The organism is Nostoc sp., assembly GCF_036917535.1.
Classification (GTDB): Bacteria; Cyanobacteriota; Cyanobacteriia; order Cyanobacteriales; family Nostocaceae; genus Nostoc.
The window spans coordinates 121898-137331 of sequence record NZ_JBALDA010000068.1 but is presented as its reverse complement, the minus strand read 5'-3'; the positions used below and the strand labels follow the sequence as shown (position 1 = coordinate 137331).

Here is a 15434-nt window from a genome sequence, read left to right as displayed (position 1 = left end):
ATCGCCTGCCTGCTTGTGAGTTACTAATCCGCCCACATTGCTATTTAATCACGATCTGGTATTACCCATCAAAATTAATGGGACAGACCACTAGTGGTCTGACAGATTAATTTTGATAAATTTGTAGTGTTACCACACTGCTGTTATGTACTAAAGGAGTCCAGTCATCAGCGATCATAACCTTTATCCAAACACAGACTTAGAAAGTGCAAGTTAGCAAGGCTTCTGTCGATGAAACCAGAAGTGAACACTTCAAAGTCGCAAAAATGTGGGTAATTGACACAAAACTTGTATCCTTCACGACAGCCATTGTTGCAAAAAAAGTGTCATGATTATCGGGATTGTGCGTGAGAACGTCAATTTTGTGGGCAGTTATTCTTTATGAATCGTTAATCTATACTGGCGTTTTAAATAATTTCCTGTAAAATGCTGACTATAAACTACTATAATTCTATCGATCTACCGTATAAACTATCCTTGTACTCTGCCTGATACAAATGCAAATTCTTTGGTTTATTCCTACTGGATCTCATGACGGACGCTATTTAGGCACAAATATTGGCTCTCGTGTTGTTACACCTGATTATTTACAACAAATTGCCCAAGCTGTGGATAGTTTAGGCTACACGGGCGCATTGTTACCCACAGGGAGTTCTTGTGAAGATGCTTGGATAACTGCCGCCGCTTTCATATCTGTCACCAAGCAGATGAAATTTCTGGTGGCAATTCGTCCGGGAATTACTTCCCCAGGTGCTGCTGCACGGATGGCAGCAACATTTGACCGAATTTCTAAAGGAAGATTGTTAATTAATGTAGTGACGGGTGGAGATCCTTTGCAGTTGGCTGGGGATGGCTTGCATCTTAGTCATGACGATCGCTATGATTTAACCGATGAATTTCTCACAGTTTGGCGGAGTATCGTCAGTGGGGAAACAGTCAATTTTAAAGGAAACTATCTGGATGTCAAAGGTGGTAAGCTCCTATTCCCACCAGTTCAACAACCCTATCCACCTTTGTGGTTTGGTGGTTCATCTGCTGCTGCCAAGCGGGTTGCTGCTAAACATATAGATGTTTACCTGACTTGGGGTGAACCTCCACAACAAGTGGCTCAAAAGATTGCCGAAGTTAGGAAATTGGCGGCAGAACAAGGCAGAACAGTCCGTTTTGGGATTCGCTTGCATGTAATTGTGCGAGAAACCGAGTCAGCTGCTTGGGATGCTGCCAATGAGCTAATTAAGTATGTCGATGACGATGCGATCGCTAAAGCTCAGAAAGACTTAGCTCATTCTGATTCTGAAGGACAGCGGCGCATGAGTCAACTACATAGTGGTAGTCGAGAAGCCTTAGAGATTAGCCCCAACCTGTGGACAGGAATTGGATTGGTGCGGGGTGGTGCTGGTACGGCTTTAGTTGGAGATCCTGACACCGTTGCCGCTAGGATGCTGGAATATCGCAATTTGGGCATAGAAACATTCGTTTTCTCTGGATATCCTCATTTAGAAGAAGCGTATCGCACCGCTGAATTATTATTTTCCCGCCTACCTTTGCAAAGCGAATCGGCACCTTTAACGCCACCAATTTTGAGTTCTGTTGGCGAAATCGTCGCCAATGAAAAATTTGCAAAACAACTAACGAGTGCTTCATAACCTAATAATTAGTAATTTGTAATTAAAGACCGAATTACTATTTATATTGGTGATATAGGACTCCGATTTGATTTTTGAAAACATACTGAGATTGAAAAGCCGATTTTATTAGGGTTTTATCTAAAATCTTGTTCAGAAATCAGATAGGAGTCCTATACTTCTAGATTCATCCTTTGGAACAATCTAAAATCCCAAATTCCATGACTATTACCTTTAAAAGCACCAAAAGCAAAAATAATATATCCCTGAGCGAGGTGTTAAACAACCCGCAAATCGAGAAAATAGTTCCTTGGATTGTGCCTGTTACCGTATTAATTTTTTGGGAACTTGCTTCCAGAACGGGTTTACTTTCAACCAGAATTTTACCAGCCCCTAGTGGCGTAATCGCTACAGCCATTAAACTAGCCTCCACCGGAGAATTGTTCCAAAATATAGGCATTAGTGCTGGGCGGGCGATATCTGGTTTTATAATTGGTGGCAGTATTGGTTTCGGTTTGGGATTGCTCAATGGCTTTTCCCGTGTGGCAGAAAAGTTATTGGATAGTTCCTTGCAGATGCTCCGCACTATCCCTAATTTGGCATTAATTCCCCTAGTAATTCTCTGGTTTGGTATTGGTGATCAAGCTAGATTATTTCTAGTATCTATGGGAGTATTTTTTCCGTTATATCTCAATACATTTCATGGCATTCGCAGTGTTGACCCTGGACTGATTGAAATGGGAAAGGTCTATGGATTAAAAACACCACAACTTCTGTGGCAAATTATTTTTCCAGGAGCTTTGTCTTCGATTCTTGTTGGTGTCCGTTTTTCCTTGGGAATTATGTGGCTGACACTAATTGTGGCAGAAACGATCGCAGCAGATTCCGGTCTTGGTTATATGGCAATGAATGCCCGTGAGTTTATGCAAACCGATGTTGTGGTTTTAAGTATTGTAATCTATGCACTGCTGGGTAAATTAGCAGATTCTATTGCTAGAGGATTAGAAACAAAATTCTTGGCTTGGAACCCCAATTATCAAAAGTCCTAAATGCTAAATTCACTAGAATTAAAGGTTGAAAATTCCTGATTTTAACTTTTGAGTGTGATTTGCTTCTTGAACGTCTCATCAGACTAATTAAATTTCAGTTGTTCTCGAAAAGGAGGTTTTGCAAGTGAGTTCAAATGTGCAGGGTACACAACTAAGTATTTTGGATTTGACGAAAGTTTTTGGCAAGAAAATTGTTTTAAACTCGCTGAATTTAGAAGTTGAAGCGGGTGAGTTTGTCGCTATTGTTGGACGAAGTGGTTGTGGTAAGAGTACCTTATTGCGTCTGGTGTCAGGATTAGATAGAGTAACTTCAGGTGGAATATTACTGGATGGAGAACCACTGCATAGACTCAGCCGTTTCGTAACAGTGATGTTTCAAGATTCCCGCTTGCTGCCGTGGAAGCGTGTTGTTCAGAATGTGGGGTTGGGCTTAAAAGGTAATTGGCGTGAAAAAGCTTTGTGGGCACTCAATAAAGTTGGACTCAAAGATAGAGCTGATGAGTGGCCTTATGTTTTGTCTGGAGGACAACGGCAACGGGTATCATTGGCCAGAGCGTTAGTCAGTCAGCCCCGTTTGTTGTTGCTAGATGAACCTTTGGGAGCATTAGATGCTCTAACTCGCCTAGAGATGCAGCATTTGATTGAAAACTTATGGCAAGAACGAAGATTTACTGCATTTTTGGTTACTCACGATGTGGAAGAGGCTGTGGCATTAGCAGATCGAGTGATAGTGATTGAGCAAGGAAAGATTTCTATGGATTTGCCTGTGAGACTTTCACGCCCACGGGATAGAACTAGTGAAGTATTTATCAATATTAGAGAAGCAGTTTTAGAGCGAGTAATGAGGAATGAAAATACTCAGCCAACTAATCAATTGTTGCAGTTGAGTAGTTAAGATTTAGCTTTCGTTAGTTGATTAACATAATGCTTGAGGTAGCTGCGGTAAAATAGGCTACTTCGAGATTAAAACTTCCTCTGAAAAAGCAGCTATAGGAATCGAAAATTATTTATAAATACTTAAAATAACTCTCAACTCTCCTCTGTGCGGTTCTGGGTAATTTTTCCTATATTCACAAACTAGACAAAGTAAAACATAATAATTGTTAACTTATATAGCTTTGGATCTTCCGTACCTGTTATGCTGAATTTTTAGTTAATCATCAGAATTTGACTTTAAAATCCAGGTTAGAAGCCTAAATTTCGCGCATAAGTATAAAATACTAATAATAACAACTGCTATTGATACCTAGCAAGGGTTTCATGCTTTTTATGAGACCGATTTAGCATACTAAATAATGAAGATCCATAGCTTTATTTAAAATAAACATCAATATCTATTATTTATATTTAATTTAATGATAGTTAGAAAATTAACAAAGTATGATGCAGAAGATTATAAACAGATCAGATTAAAAGCTTTATATAAAAATCCAGATTCATTTGGCACATCGTATCCTGAAGAAAAAATTAAGACGATAGAACAATTTTGGGATAGAATACCAGAAAATAATAATAACTTTATTTTGGGCTGCTTTGAGGATAAAAAGTTAATTGGAATAGTTGCTTTTCACCAAGAATCAAGAATAAAACTCAGGCATAAAGCATACATTAGTAGTATGTATGTTCAACAAGAATATCGAAGAAAAGGTATAGGTAAATTATTACTAAATGAATTAATTGAAAGAGCAAAAGCTATTAATGAGGTATAAATATTATTACTTGATATTGTTAAAAATAATTTTTCAGCCAAACAACTTTATTTGTTATTGGGATTTAAAATATATGGAATAGAGGAAATGGCATATAAATCTAATCATCAATATTTTGATTTGGAGTTTATGCGTTTACAGGTTAAATAAAAATATTTCAATTTTTACTAAGTATCATGATTTAGACTAAGAAAAAAGGGTATTTAATTTTTTAATCAGACACAGACAATTTATAAAGATAGCCCTGTAAACTAAGAAGAGGTAATCTACAATGAAGCTGATTTTACCACTCGATCTCGTTGCTGATATTGAGCCTCATCTACCGCCTGATACAGAAGTTGTCAGCATAGATGTTGAAGGAAATTTAGACGGCGATACTAGCGATGCTGAAGTTTACTTCAGTTGGTTTTTATCCAGAAGTCCAACGCTACATAAAATAATAGAAGCGGCACCTGCACTGCGTTGGCATCATGCACCAAATGCAGGGGTGAATCACATCCTGACACCAACTTATTTAAAAAGAGATATTATCCTCACAAATGGGGCAGGAGTGCATGGGATTCCGATCGCAGAATTTGTAATCACTTATATACTGGCTCATGCCAAGCATCTACAGGAATTATATGCTTTACAAGCAGAACGTCACTGGAAAAGAGGCTTTGCCATCCAAGAGCTGACAGATGCGACCTTGCTAATTATTGGTGCTGGTGGTATTGGTCAAGAAATCGCCGCCCGTGCTAAACCCTTCGGCTTAAGAATTATTGGCAGTCGTCGTCATCCCCAAGAGTTACCAAATTTTGATAAAGTAGTGGGTGCTGATGAATGGCGATCGCTCTTGCCAGAGGTAGATTATGTAGTTATTGCAACACCTCTAACTCCAGAAACTAAAGAATTTATTGATGAATCTGTATTGCGATCGCTCCCAACTCATGCCTACCTAATTAATATTGCTCGCGGTGGCGTAATTGATGAATCAGCATTAACAAAAGCGCTTACAGAAGGTTGGATTGCAGGTGCAGCATTAGACACAGTTAACTTGGAACCATTACCATCAGAAAGTCCTTTGTGGTCACTTCCTAACATTTTTATCACACCTCATACTTCCGGTCATTCACCCAAAAGTACACAGCGTTCAATAGCTCTATTTATCGACAATCTAAAGCGTTACCAAGCTGGTCAGCCGTTACGAAATATAGTAGATCAAAAAGCAGGATACTAAACGATTAAAAATGAAGAGGTGCTGCCAATTGGGTTGCACAATCAAAAATGGAATCAGGGAGTAATAAATGGTAAAACTAATTTTACCCGATCATCTGATTGCAGATATAGAGCCACATCTACCATCTAATATAGATGTTGTGGAGGTAGATAGTGAAGGTAATCTCGATGGTGATGCTAGTGATGCAGAAATTTATGTTAATGGATTTTACCTGAAAACCTCTACCCTTGACAAAGTACTGACAGCAGCACCCGCACTGCGTTGGCAACAGTCACCAAGTGCTGGCGTGAATCACATCCTCACGCCAACTTTTTTGCAAAAGGACATTATCCTTACCAATGGTGCAGGGGTTCATGCAATTCCAATTTCGGAATTTGTACTGGCATTTATGCTCTATCACGCCAAGAATCTACGGAAATTACAAACTTTCCAGAATGAACACACTTGGGTAAGAGAAGTATTTCTCGAAGAGTTGGCAGACGCAACTTTATTAATTCTCGGCACCGGAAATATCGGTCAAGCGATCGCATCTCGTGCCAAAGCCTTTGGAGTTACAGTTTGGGGTAGTCGCCGCCATCCCGAACCCCTACCAAATTTTGATAAGGTTGTCGGTGCTGATGAATGGCGAGCGCTCTTGCCAGCAGCCGACTATGTAGTTATTGCCACACCACTAACCCCTGAAACTAAAGGCTCGATCAATGAAGCTGCATTGCGCTCTATGCGTCAGTCTGCTTACCTAATTAATATTGCTCGTGGTGCGATCGTAGATGAAGCCGCATTACTTACCGCACTACGTGAGGGCTGGATTGCAGGTGCTGGATTAGATACGGTTGCAACCGAACCTCTGCCGCCAGAAAGTCCCTTGTGGTCGTTGCCGAACGCTTTTATCACACCCCATTGTTCAGCCTTGTCGCCACCCCTGAGAAAGCGCATAGCACAACTGTTTATCGACAATCTCAAACGATACCAAACTGGTCAGCCCTTGCGGAATGTCGTAGACAAACAAGCAGGATACTGAGCAATTCAAAATTCCAAAAAATTAATTATTGCTCCTATAACGATGCGATCGCACATATTGAGGCAGTACGATGTGTCTAAAGAAATCAGCAAGCTAGTTTTAAAGGGAGTGAGCTATTGCCAGCAACATAGTCCAGAAGCTTCAATTGAAAGCATTTGCTTTGTTATGTCGCTGGAATAAAGATAAATGATAGAGTATATAGCGATCGCTATGCAAAAAATGTTTTTAAGATATGGCTGACCAAAAAGATAAAGCTCAAGAAAAAAACCGCCTTGAACAGCTTCAAGAAGAACAAGGCAACACAGATTCTAAACACTCAGGGGGTGCTGGCGCTTCTGGCGGCAACTCAGGTGCAGGCAAATCTGGCACATCAAAAATTTCTGCCACTGGTACACCTGATGATATCGAAAAAATTGCTCAGGAGTAAAGCTGACTCCGACAACGAGTCAAGGTTTAACTACGTTGGCTCTAATTAGTAATTCAACTCAACAAAGTCTTAATTGTTTTAAGAGAAATGAGCATTGAGTATGGGGGAAGATTCCTTTCTCCTGCTCACTGCTCTTTGTGCCTAATCCCTAGTCTTTAATCACTTGACTTTCAAGTACAGATTTGCCCAATGACTGGCAAATAACATCATTCTGTGGTGTATGTATACGGCTACATAAAACGTCACGGTAGTGACGCTCTAAAGGATTCTTTTTTAATAAACCAGGATTACCAGTTAGTTCTAAGGCAATTTCCACAGCACGAATCGAGTTGGTTGTAGTGAGATATTTAACAGCTTGTGCCTGTAATCCTATCTGAGGCTTATATTCGCCCTTGTCAATATCTTCAGCCAAACTATAAATCAATCTATTATTAGCAAATAGCAGTGCTTCTATCTCACCCACGGCAGTTTGGAAGCGTGGCAGAGTTGCCAGTGGCTCTTGGAGATTAGAAGGCGATCGCTCCCAAAGATATTTAGCCAGCCAGTCTCGCGCACTACTAGCAACACCGAGATATAAGGCACTCACTGTTAAACTGTTCCAAGTGGAAATTAGCGGATCAAAAGATGGCACAGCAGATATAGGGTTGATATTTAGAGCATACTTTGAAGGAATTAATACATTCTCTAAAATGAGGTCGTGGCTACCTGTAGCCCTCATTCCCAGGTGATCCCAGGTTTCGACAATTCGCAAACCTGGCAGATCGCGCGGAACTAGAAAATTCCCAACTTGTGGTTCATCTTCGGTTGTCCGTGCCCAAACAACAAAATAGCTGAGGATGGGACTGCCTGTGGTGTATTGCTTATGTCCTGTTAAACGCCAGCCCTCTGTTGTTTGTTCGGCAATTGTCGCAGGCAATCCGCCTCTGGCTGGCGTTCCTAACTCTGGTTCAACACGGGCAGCATTCAGCAGGGCAATGCCTTCAATTGATTCACGACACAGCCGCTTATATACTTCTGGATGCCAGCGACGGCTATGGGCTGCATAAGCATGTTGAAGATAGTGCATTGTCAGTACTAATGCAGTCGAAGCATCGCCATGCGCTATCCCTTCAATCACCTGGCAGATAGTTGCCAACCCCAAATCCTGACCACCAAATTCACATGGAATGGTGAGGTTGAGCAATCCTGCCTCATGCAAAGCTGTAAAATTCTCGAAGGGAAAAGAAGCATCTCTATCGTGTACCCCTGCGCGCGTGGCAAAATCTTTGGCCAGAGCCTCAACTCGGTCGAAAATATTAGGGAGAGTTTCTAAGCCGGCTACAAAGGTGTCTGGCACTGCTTGCTCCAACTGTGACATAAATACTCCTTTACAATTCACTGTACTACTAAACCAGAGATGTTTTTCAATATGGAAGCGTCTCAAGTTTGCAGGAACATTTTTCAATATGGAAGCATCTCAAGTTTGCAGGAACATCAATTTTTCGCACGACAGCAGTCTCCCCTCAATCCCTAATCCTCATTGCCCTAACTCTATTACTTCTAGCGATCCTGAAAATACTACTTAAAACCGACCGGAATTTAGTAATTAGTAATTTCTGTAAGTATGACACAAACTACTTTCATAGAGCAAGCCAAGCAGAGAATTCAGCGATCGCCCCAAAACTTAGGATCTGAATTCTCTACTGGTCTTTTAAGCTAATCGTCATTCAAATTAAATCTCCGCATTCTTGCGTCTTTTTAACGATTTGAACTATGTAACTTACAGCACTTTTCAAGTAATTGAACTACACTATTCCTCACTGCCTACTCCCTACCTCATCTCACTTGTAATCTAAATCACTGAAAATTGCTGTAAAAGCACATCGCTTGATGTTTATTGAGGAGAGAAAACTAAGATGCTCACCTTGAGTCTTTTTTAGTGTCACACTTTCATCAGGGCACTGGCTGTATAACCACCATTAAATTTACTTATTTATTACTTTACTTGATCGGATCGCAATCTTCGGTTTTAAAAGACGAATTTGCAACTTATTGTCATTTTTTGAACTCTAAGCACATTTAAACATGACGGTTATTTTCCAACTTATATCAAGCTATAATATGTATTACTGCTATGCTCTTGATGGAAAAAAAATGCTAAGATTACCGTAGTTAACTAGTATGTGTGCTCGATCACAACATTCATGTGTTTTACCTCACAGCTAATTCAAACAACTTAAATATAATCTTTAAGCAAACAATAGTCGTCGTTATGACTCTCATCATGTTATGCCGCCTAGCTATTTAAAGATTTAATGTATAAATAGTTGTAAAATATATTTTTTTTGTTAAAAATCATCTATTAAGTGACTTGTCAGAAAATTTACATTAAAAAACTCATAAAATATCTAAACTTAAGAGCTAAGGAGTGTAAACTAATTGTGTAAATATCATGTTTGTATGTAAATATGATGTTCGCAAGTCTCTTTTAGTAACTTGCATTTATTACACTATAGGAGGTATAATACAAACGTTAAATAGCTTGCTAGATGTTTAATTAAAGATACTAAGTAGTGCTGGGAAAAAATCCATCCTGGAATCTCCAAGCAAACTTAATCAACATTTGTTTAAGTGGAGTTTTGCTGAATTGGTAAAAATACTACATTAAACAAAAATTACGATGTGCTTTTATAGCTTTATAGTTTTCTATTTACTGTAGCCTACTCAAAACCCTTTTTTGATCGAGGTTGCACGATAAGGATGAGGCTATCCCCCAGACTCGCAAAGCGCTAAGGGAATATGCCAAGAGCTAATTGCACATTGCGTAAATTTCTGATTAACACTACAAGGTTAGTCAGATTTGTGAATGTGGTTTTTTTGCTGTCAGGCTTTGCTCACACAACTGCAATGAATTGCCTTTTTCCATAATTTACGACTCAATGCAATTTATAACTACAATTATGTCACACCATTTAAGTCCAGACAAGGCTGTTAAAAAGTTAGGAATGTCTAAAAACATTCTTTTAAGAATTATTCCGAGTAAGGTTTTGTTAAAGAGTATAAAACCTAACTTTCAGCCATAACATTGTCCAGAATTAGAAAAAACTTCGAGAGTTTGTGATTGAGAAATGAAATACTTTGTATAGCTATTGTTGCATATAGCAAATTACGAGCCGAAAATAATTTTTCTTAATCATCACTTACAACCACTGCTAATTGCCAAAATGAGTAATCCATATTTGTGTGGAGTACGTCAATGCAGTTAGTTGCTCTTGAAGCTAAATGTAGATAAACAAAGCTCTAGTTCGAGATTTTGGGATTTAGACTAGTTATCGCCACATCAATAATTGGCTCCAACAAGTGGGTTGTCCTCCTAATCAAAATATCTTGAATGTAAAAAAAAAGATGCTTTGCTACTACACTAGTTCTCTCTAAACTTTACTCTAATAAAACTTAGAGTTTCCTCGGTAAAAATACGGGATTAAATACTAATATTTTTAATGAATTTTTGAATTGGATTCAGACTGATAACTAAATTTTTTTGTGGAGATTAGAAAATGCCACCAGTGCTTTCTGAGCAAAATGTGGGTGAAAGACTTTTGTACATCTTGGATACAAAGCTTTCAGAAAAAGAATTAGAAAATTTCTTAGCAGAAATGGAAATTGTGGAGCCACCAGTAGCAAAGCAATTCTGGCAATCTGCACAAACCAACCCCGGTATATACATTATTCTTACAGGTAAAGTCCGACTGTTAGATAGCTCTGAGAATTTAATTACTACCTTTGGTGCATGGTCTTTCTTTGGTGAATTAACTTTGTTTCCCGAAGCTAACTTTAGTCCTTATGTAGTTAGAGCTTCGACAAGCTTAAAACTTGGCTATTTCAGGCAAGAAGCATTGCAAAGGTTGATAGACAAGTATCTTAACATTCGCGATCGCCTATTCGCTCGTGCAGAACTTTGGGATTTGTTGTTGTTGTGTCGCCAAGTATCACAATTTCCACGCCATACATCACAAGTTTCAGGAATGCTCAAAGCCTTATCTTTGTTTGAGCGACACCAGTTAGACACTGGCTCTGTAAGTCCAGAAATATCCCAATATTCACAGTTGTGGTTATTGTATAAAGGTCAACTGCGGCATTCCGAAGGTCATTCTTTGACACCAGGCACAATCTTTGCTCAACCAAAACAAGGAGATTGGCAAACAACGCAACCAACGATTGCTTACATTCTGAAAAATGACCAGATGCAAACAGCACTAGAATACTTCCCGGAGTTGGGGGAGTGGACTTTTGCCATGAACGTCAGCGAAACGGAATCAAAGACTGAGGACACAACGATCGGCTCAGTGCATCGCTGGGGACTGGGTACTAGAGAAAAAACTTCCCAATCTCCAAAATCTAAAATTATTCCTTTTCCTCAAAGAGAGAAGCAGTCACAACAACAGCCAACAAAAAAATCACGTTTTTACTTTCCCAGTCCGAAAGTACAAATGGGGCATTGGTGGAAACGCATCACCAAGAGCTATCCCTTCTATGCCCAACAAAGTGCAGCTGATTGTGGTTCTGCTTGCTTGGTGATGATTGGTAACTATTGGGGCAAACATTTTAGTATCAATCGCCTACGGGATATGACCAATGTCACTCGTAACGGTGCATCCCTAAAGGCAATGGCAGCAACAGCAGAATACTTGGGTTTTGCCACCCGTCCAGTGAAAGCTACTCTTGATAAATTAGCAGAACAACCTTTACCTGCAATTGCTCACTGGGAAGGTAAACACTTTATTGTTGTCTATGAAATCACTCCTAAGCGGGTAATTGTATGTGACCCAGCTCTTGGTCAACGCAGCCTGACAAAAGCTGAATTTCAAGCAGGTTGGACTGGTTATGCATTGTTACTGCAACCTACAGCTCTACTAAAAAGTGCTAAGGACGAAAGTAGAAGCTTCTGGAAATTTTTTGAGTTAGTCAAACCTCATTATCGAACACTGCTAGAAATCTTCATAGCTTCGATAGTAATTCAATTGTTTGGGTTAGTAACGCCAGTATTTACCCAGTTGTTGCTCGACAGAGTACTTGTGCAACGCAGTGTTCCAACCTTAAACGCCATTGGTTTGGGAATGATTGTTTTTGGGTTGTTTGGTGTTGCTGTCAACGGTGTACGGCAATATCTCTTATTTCACACTGCTAACCGCATTAGTATTGCCTTACTCGTAGGGTTTATCAAACATACCTTCCGCTTACCCCTTGCTTATTTTGAGTCGCGTTTCGTTGGGGATATAGTCTCGCGCATCCAGGAAAACCAGAAAATTCAGCACTTCCTTACTGGTCAGACGCTCTCCATCGTGTTGGATATGCTGACATTAGTGGTTTATCTGGGCTTAATGTTTTCCTATAGCTGGCGGATGGCATTATTCGTGCTGTGTATTGTACCGCCATTTTTTATCTTGGCGCTGGCCAGCACAAGTATTTTGCGTCGCATCTCCAGAGATATTTTTAATGCAGCTACCAAAGAACAAAGCTATCTCATAGAATCCCTAAGTGGAATTCGTACTGTCCGTTCATTAGCAATTGAACAGACGGTGCGTTGGCGTTGGGAGGAACTGCTGAATGATTTAATTAAAAAAGACTTTAATGCTCAAATAATTGGCAATCGCCTGCAAATTATCAGTGGCGTCATCCAAACCTTTGTAAATACTTCATTGTTGTGGTACGGAGCAACCCAGGTAATTAATAACGAACTAACCATTGGACAACTAGTTGCTTTCAATATGTTGGTGGGTAACGTCTTGAGCCCTTTCCAACGGCTAGCTTTGCTGTGGAATGAATTACAGGAAATCGTGATTTCTACCGAACGGATTAATGATGTGTTGGAGGCGGAACCAGAAGAAGACTTAGCAAATAAACCCCGCAAGTCGTTGGGTAAACTTCGCGGTAACATTTGTTTTCAGAATGTTACCTTTCGTTATCACTCAGAAAGTGACACTAACGTATTAGAAAATCTCAACTTTGAAATTCAGCCGGAACAGATGGTTGCAGTCGTGGGGCGCAGCGGTTCTGGAAAAACAACTCTCAGTAAATTGATTTTAGGTTTATACCCCCCAACAGATGGCAAAATACTCATTGATGCTCACGATATCACCAGTGTATCTATGCGATCGCTCCGTTCCCAAATCGGCGTTGTAGACCAAGATACTTTTCTGTTTGGTGGGACTGTTCGCGACAACATTGCGATCGCTAATCCAAATGCTTCTTTAGAAGAAATTATCCAAGCGGCGAAATATGCCGGAGCCGATGAATTTATTCAAAAATTACCGCTGGGTTACGAATCCGAAATTGGTGAAAGCGGCGGAATGCTCTCTGGGGGACAGCGCCAACGCCTAGCTATTGCTCGTGCTTTGCTCGGAAATCCTCGGTTATTACTCTTTGATGAAGCCACTAGTCATCTAGATTCCGAATCAGAACGGATTATTCAAAACAACCTCAAAACAATTCTTAAAGGACGCACAAGTGTAATTATTGCCCATCGCCTCTCTACAGTCCGCAACGCGGACTTAATCCTGGTTTTAGATCAAGGTATTTTGGTAGAAAGCGGTACCCACGACGAATTAATCGCTAAAAAAGGTCATTATTACTACCTGAATCAACAACAGATGTCTCAAGTGAGTTGATGGAACATTGGGCAGTCTTCTTCTTTACAAGACTCTACACGAAGAATTTTAAATTTTAAATTTTGAATTGATTTCTCCCCCACTCCCCATCTACTGTTATCGGAATAAAACCATGCCACATCCCAATAGATCGTCCCCACTTCCCCAAGATAAACAAGATGAATATCAAGGTTACAAACAGCAAGAGGAATCGGTAGAGTTTGACGAGCAGACAGAGGCAGAAAATGAAAGTCAAGATTTGTACTACGGTACAGAAAAACTACTCGATGCCTTACCTCAAATTTGGACTCGTGGTTTGTTGTATGCGCTCATCGGCTTTGCTGGTCTATTCTTACCTTGGGCAACTCTCTCGAAAGTAGATGAAACTGGTAGCGCCAGAGGGCGTATAGAACCTAAAGGCGCAACTCAAAAATTAGACGCTCAAGCTGCTGGAAGTGTCAAAGCAGTTACCGTCAAAGAAGGAGATACAGTTAAAGCCGGCCAGGTTTTACTGGAACTGGATGCTAATTTACTACAAACGGAACTGCAACAAGTCCAGAGCAAATTGCAAGGGTTACAAAATCGGCAATCCCAACTGGAACTGCTGAAAAATCAACTCTTAATGTCAACGAGTCTTTTAGAACAACAAAATAAATCCCAAGAATTAGAAAAATTGGCTCAACTTAACCAGGTGCAGCAAAATCTGGATGCCAAACTGAGTAGCTATAACCTCCAAAAGTTAGAAAAGCAATCATTAGTTAAGCAAGCAGAGGAGCAAATTTCCACCAGTCGCGACGATCAAGAATCGGCTGAAAAACTTTTGAGTATAAATTCTAAGCAAGTTGACCGTTATAGCCAACTTGTTGACAAGAAGGTAGTTGCGACAATCCAATTAGAGGAAAGCAAAAAACAAGAGGAAGAAAGCAAACGACTTTATAAAAAGTCTCTATCAGATATTAAACAAGCTCAATTGCGTTTAGCCCAAGAGGTAAATAATTATCAAGTAACTATCAAAACGTTGGAGTCTGATATCAAACAAGCAAAACTCCGACTGCAAGAAGAACAAAGTAGCTATAAAAGTGCCACGCAAGCCGGAGAACTAGCTGTAATGAAAAATCAGGAGCAGCTAAAAGATATACAGGCACAAATAACAGCAACACAATCAGAAATCGCTCAGACTAAAAGCGAGATTATATCTACAAGACTACAAATTCAGCAGCGAGTGGTGCGATCGCCAATTAATGGGGTGATTTTTGAATTACCCACCACGAAGCCAGGAGCGGTGGTACAAGTCGGTCAAAGGATTGCCCAAATTGCACCCACAAAAACAGACTTCGTACTCAGAGCAAATATGCCAAATCAGGATAGCGGTTTCTTGAAGGTAGGAATGCCAGTAAAAGTTAAGTTTGATGCCTATCCTTTCCAAGAGTATGGCATTGTACCAGGCAAAGTTACTTGGATCTCTCCTGACTCGAAAGTTAGTCAAACACCCCAAGGCAACATCGAAACCTATGAATTAGAAATCACCTTAGACCAGCAGTATGTCCAAAATGGCAACAAACGTATTCCATTAGGTGCCGGTCAGACAGCAAATGCTGAAGTGATCATTCGTCAACGGCGAGTAATTGACTTTGTTTTAGATCCGTTCAAGAAACTGAAAAAGGGCGGTTTAGAGATGTAGTTAAAGGTATCGTGCTGGAATCAGGAAATAGGACAAGGCAGGCTGGAGGAATAATCAATGCTCCGTGTTTAATCCCCAAT

Annotated in this window: 10 protein-coding genes; 9 read left to right on the top strand and 1 reads right to left on the bottom strand. The window is 40.0% G+C overall.

Annotated elements, in window-relative coordinates; genetic code table 11:
• The first annotated feature begins 497 nt into the window (after positions 1-497).
• The 7 genes from ssuD to V7K56_RS22780 all read left to right on the top strand — a co-directional run bounded on the left by ssuD (position 498) and on the right by V7K56_RS22780 (position 7047).
• Positions 498-1646 carry an FMNH2-dependent alkanesulfonate monooxygenase gene (gene ssuD, locus V7K56_RS22810; RefSeq protein ID WP_334913840.1) on the top strand — a complete coding sequence of 383 codons (1149 nt, stop codon included), beginning with the start codon at positions 498-500 and terminating at the stop codon, positions 1644-1646.
• Between the two features lie 200 nt (positions 1647-1846).
• Positions 1847-2674 (top strand): aliphatic sulfonate ABC transporter permease SsuC, encoded by an 828-nt coding sequence (gene ssuC, locus V7K56_RS22805; protein ID WP_334913838.1) that lies wholly within the window; start codon positions 1847-1849, stop codon positions 2672-2674.
• Positions 2675-2798: 124 nt separating this feature from the next.
• Positions 2799-3569 carry an ATP-binding cassette domain-containing protein gene (locus V7K56_RS22800; RefSeq protein WP_334913836.1) on the top strand — a complete coding sequence of 257 codons (771 nt, stop codon included), beginning with the start codon at positions 2799-2801 and terminating at the stop codon, positions 3567-3569.
• 460 nt (positions 3570-4029) lie between these two features.
• The gene (locus V7K56_RS22795; RefSeq protein ID WP_334913834.1) at positions 4030-4383 is read left to right on the top strand and encodes a GNAT family N-acetyltransferase; all 354 of its coding nucleotides are present in this window, start codon (positions 4030-4032) and stop codon (positions 4381-4383) included.
• Positions 4384-4654: 271 nt separating this feature from the next.
• Positions 4655-5602, top strand: coding sequence for a D-2-hydroxyacid dehydrogenase (locus V7K56_RS22790; protein ID WP_334913832.1), 948 nt, complete (start codon positions 4655-4657; stop codon positions 5600-5602).
• Positions 5603-5669: 67 nt separating this feature from the next.
• A complete protein-coding gene (locus tag V7K56_RS22785) occupies positions 5670-6620 on the top strand; it encodes a D-2-hydroxyacid dehydrogenase (protein WP_334913830.1) in 951 nt (316 codons plus the stop codon).
• Positions 6621-6852: 232 nt separating this feature from the next.
• Positions 6853-7047: a hypothetical protein gene (locus V7K56_RS22780; protein ID WP_334913828.1), complete on the top strand. Its 195-nt coding sequence runs from the start codon at positions 6853-6855 to the stop codon at positions 7045-7047.
• Positions 7048-7195: 148 nt separating this feature from the next.
• Here the strand turns inward: V7K56_RS22780 and V7K56_RS22775 are convergent, their stop codons facing one another.
• Positions 7196-8404, bottom strand: coding sequence for an acyl-CoA dehydrogenase family protein (locus V7K56_RS22775; RefSeq protein WP_334913826.1), 1209 nt, complete (start codon positions 8402-8404; stop codon positions 7196-7198).
• A gap of 2179 nt (positions 8405-10583) precedes the next feature.
• Between V7K56_RS22775 and V7K56_RS22770 the strand changes: the two genes are divergently transcribed.
• Together V7K56_RS22770 and V7K56_RS22765 are read left to right on the top strand one after the other, a co-directional pair.
• Positions 10584-13694: a peptidase domain-containing ABC transporter gene (locus V7K56_RS22770; protein ID WP_334913824.1), complete on the top strand. Its 3111-nt coding sequence runs from the start codon at positions 10584-10586 to the stop codon at positions 13692-13694.
• A gap of 112 nt (positions 13695-13806) precedes the next feature.
• Entirely contained in the window at positions 13807-15354 is a 1548-nt protein-coding gene (locus V7K56_RS22765; RefSeq protein ID WP_334913822.1) for an HlyD family efflux transporter periplasmic adaptor subunit, read from the top strand.
• The last annotated feature ends 80 nt before the right edge of the window (positions 15355-15434 follow it).